General features: G+C 39.2%; 1 protein-coding gene and 2 pseudogenes. All 3 read left to right on the forward strand.

The genetic code is table 11. The features are described 5' to 3' along the window. Positions 1-906, forward strand: a pseudogene (locus ACFIO3_RS10715) (hypothetical protein); the annotation flags it as partial. Positions 907-916: 10 nt separating this feature from the next. Further along, complete coding sequence (locus ACFIO3_RS10720; RefSeq protein ID WP_375615335.1) at positions 917-3,022, forward strand: glycine zipper family protein; 2,106 nt, start codon at positions 917-919, stop codon at positions 3,020-3,022. Further along, positions 3,019-3,095 (forward strand): annotated as a pseudogene (locus ACFIO3_RS10725) (lytic transglycosylase); the annotation flags it as partial. The gene ACFIO3_RS10720 and the pseudogene ACFIO3_RS10725, both read left to right, overlap by 4 nt.

A 3,095-nucleotide genomic window follows, 5' to 3' on the forward strand; every position in this document is an offset into this window, starting at 1 on the left:
TTTTTACAGTCCAATACTTATAAGTTTTTTCAATCAGATGCGTATCAGAAACTCAAAGATCTTTTTGCAGGTATGGCGGCAGCACCCACAGATGGTTCTGGATGGGATGCGCTTGCAAGTGGTGTGAAGCATCTTAATGAAGGAGATAAGGAAAGAGGGCAGGTTAATCAGACCGTCGAATACCTAAAATCTAAAGGGTACAGTGAAGAAGAGGCGCGGTTCATGGCTGGGAATAAAGATGCATTGAATGCTTTTCTATTACAAAAAGTGAACGGCGGTTATGATGCTAGATCTAAAGAAGAAATGGACCGCCTACGAGAAACAATAGATCTTAAAAATAGTGAAGCTATCAGTAGTAATACACTCCATGACATTGAGCGTTTTATGAATTATATAGAAGAGAATGGTGATTGGGCTACGGGAAATCTTGCTGATTGGCAAGCTTCTTTTAAGGTTCCTCAACACCGTGATATGCGTTCACTGCTTGATTCCATTAAAAACCGTATAGGTATTGACCGTTTAGAAACGATGAGACGGTATTCACGCAATGGTGCTTCTGGTTTTGGTAACCTTACAGAAAGAGAGCTTGATATCTTAAAGAGCTATTTAGGAGAGATAAAGTACGACTTGGGTCATAAAGAGCTCTTGTTTAGGTTGAAAAAAATCCATCAGATTTTGGCTAAGATGAAATTAGACGTATTGAAATTGCTAGAAGACAGCAGCATTGAATTAACGCAAGAGAGTGTTGATAAGGTTACCTCACAGTCGCATTCTAAAGCTCCACAGCAAGGACATAGTGCAAATGCGCCTGTAGTAAAAAGTGCAGAAGAAATTGAAGCCTTACCGAAAGGAGCAGATTTTATTGTTATTGATGCCGATGGTAAAAGAATGACTATAAGAAAATAGGTTATGTTTCATGTCTGAACTTAAGAATTATGATAAGTCACTTCTTCCTGAATGGGCTAGAAAGTATAAGGTTATTGGTATTGCTGAAGATGTTCAAAAGGAAACAAATTATCCTGAACTTAAGGATTATGATAAATCACGTCTCCCTGAATGGGCTAGGAAATATAAAGTAATTGGTCCAGTTCAAGATATTCCAAATACTCAAGAAACATTCAAAGATTTTGCATTTGATGATAAAGATCTTACGTGGTGGGATGCTGTTAGAAGCCATGGTACATCTGGTCTTACAGCAGGGTACAGTGATGAGATACAAGCGGCGAATGAAGCAGGTTTTACGGATTATTGGCGTGGTGATAAGAAAGCAGTAGAGGTTTATAACAGAAGAGTAGCCAAGGAACGCGCTTACCAAAAAGCCTTGGAAGAGAAATATCCATGGTTGTCTTCTGGTGCTTATATTGCTGGTTCGATTTTGCCAACATTAGCATCTTTGGGTATTCCCGCATTAAATTTTTTGCGAGCAGGCTCGACTTTAGGAAGTTTAGGTAGGGGAGCTATTGTTGGGGCAGGTTCTGGAGTTTTACATGGTTCTGGTGCAGGAAAAGGTTACAATGATACGGTGAATTCGGCATTAGCCGGTGGTGTTGGTGGGGCAGTTTTGACGCCGGTTGCTGCTTTAGGAGGTATGGGTATTTCTAAGGCAGTTCGTAGTTTAGGAAATGCTTTAAAGTCACCTCCTGTCGTGAGGAATTATTTTAATCCTGCTCGTAAAGAGGTTTCAAATAAAGCTTTGCGAGAAGTTGCCAAGCAACTTTACGATAATAAAACCCAAAAGATCACGGAACGTCTTAGCTCAGAACCTCAGGAAGTATTTTTGACAGATATTAATGAAAAACTACGACAGACTTTGTGGAATGCGTCTAAAACAAATGAAGATGTTTATAATCTCTTGAAACAAGCGCATGAGAAAAGATTAGGCGGTTCTGTTCAACGTCTTGATGATATGATGGAGCAGACGATTGTTCCATACCAGCATAGCGATATTTTAAGCAGGACACTTAAACGGCAAGGAAAAGAGGCTCATGATCATCTCTATGAACAAGCGAAGCAAATTCCAATAGGAAAAGAACATTATCCAGCTCTTAATAATTTTTTTGAGAATAAAGGGTTTCAAAGAGCTCTCAAAGAAGCTGTTAAGACTTTAGAGGAACACCCCCTCAGTATAAATCCTAGACGATTTTATAATAGAAAGTTTAGCAGTATAAACTATAAACCTACGATAGAGTTATTAGATCAAACCAAGAAGTCTCTTGATGATTTAATCGAAAAAAGTAAGAAACATGGCGATAACCAGAAGGTTTTAGGATACGAAATCCTCAAACAAGATTTAGTAAAAATAATGGATCAAATCTCTCCTACTTATCAAGCAGCGCGTGGTAGTGCAGCAAAATTCAAAAATTTTGCAGATAGTTTTGAGAAGGGTAGACAAGCTCTAGGCACGAAACTTGAAAAGAGTATTGAAAGGGATGCAGTTAAGGAAAATCTTTCTAAAGGGAATTGGACAAAACAAAATAATACCTATCAGATGGGTATGAGAAATGCCTTAGATGATTTACTCAGAAAAAGTGATGACCCTATTAATGAATTTTCTAAACTTTTAAAACAAAATCTTGCGTCTGAGAATCTTGAAAGGACCATAGGACCGGAACGGTTTTCTACTTTTAAAAAGGCAGTAGATCAGGAGCAATTCTATTCTGATGCAGCAAAAGAGGGTTTTAGCAAATTTGAAGGCGTTCCTGAGGTTTCTCTTGTTGATGGAGTTCGTGTACCACAGAGTATTCCTGATATCCCAGTTCAAGGCTTTAAATTAGCACGAAATATATTTTTCCACCCGAATGCCCCAGAGGCGCTACGGGCAAGGCAAGAGCTAGAGCGCGGAATAGCAAAGTTAGCAACTTTTGGCGTTAACGGAATGGAGCGCAATGAAATTGCCAAATTGATTCAAAGTGCTTTGAAGTGGCATAAAGCCGGTGTGATAACGGATGAAGGCTTGAAGATTGTTTCTAGAGCTGTAGCAAAAGGGTTAGGTCCTAGTGCTTCAATAGAGTACGCGAAATGACCCGTTATAGTCCTTCAGTCGATCAAGCGATACGGCAAACAGCAGCGCGTTATGGTTTGCCAGAGAGTTATTT

Source organism: Bartonella sp. AD328YNZD, assembly GCF_042196425.1.

What these genes read in the sequence shown, in the direction of transcription:
- ACFIO3_RS10720 (WP_375615335.1), top strand. Translation starts at nt 917, where the DNA reads ATGTCTGAACTTAAGAATTATGATAAGTCACTTCTTCCTGAATGGGCT.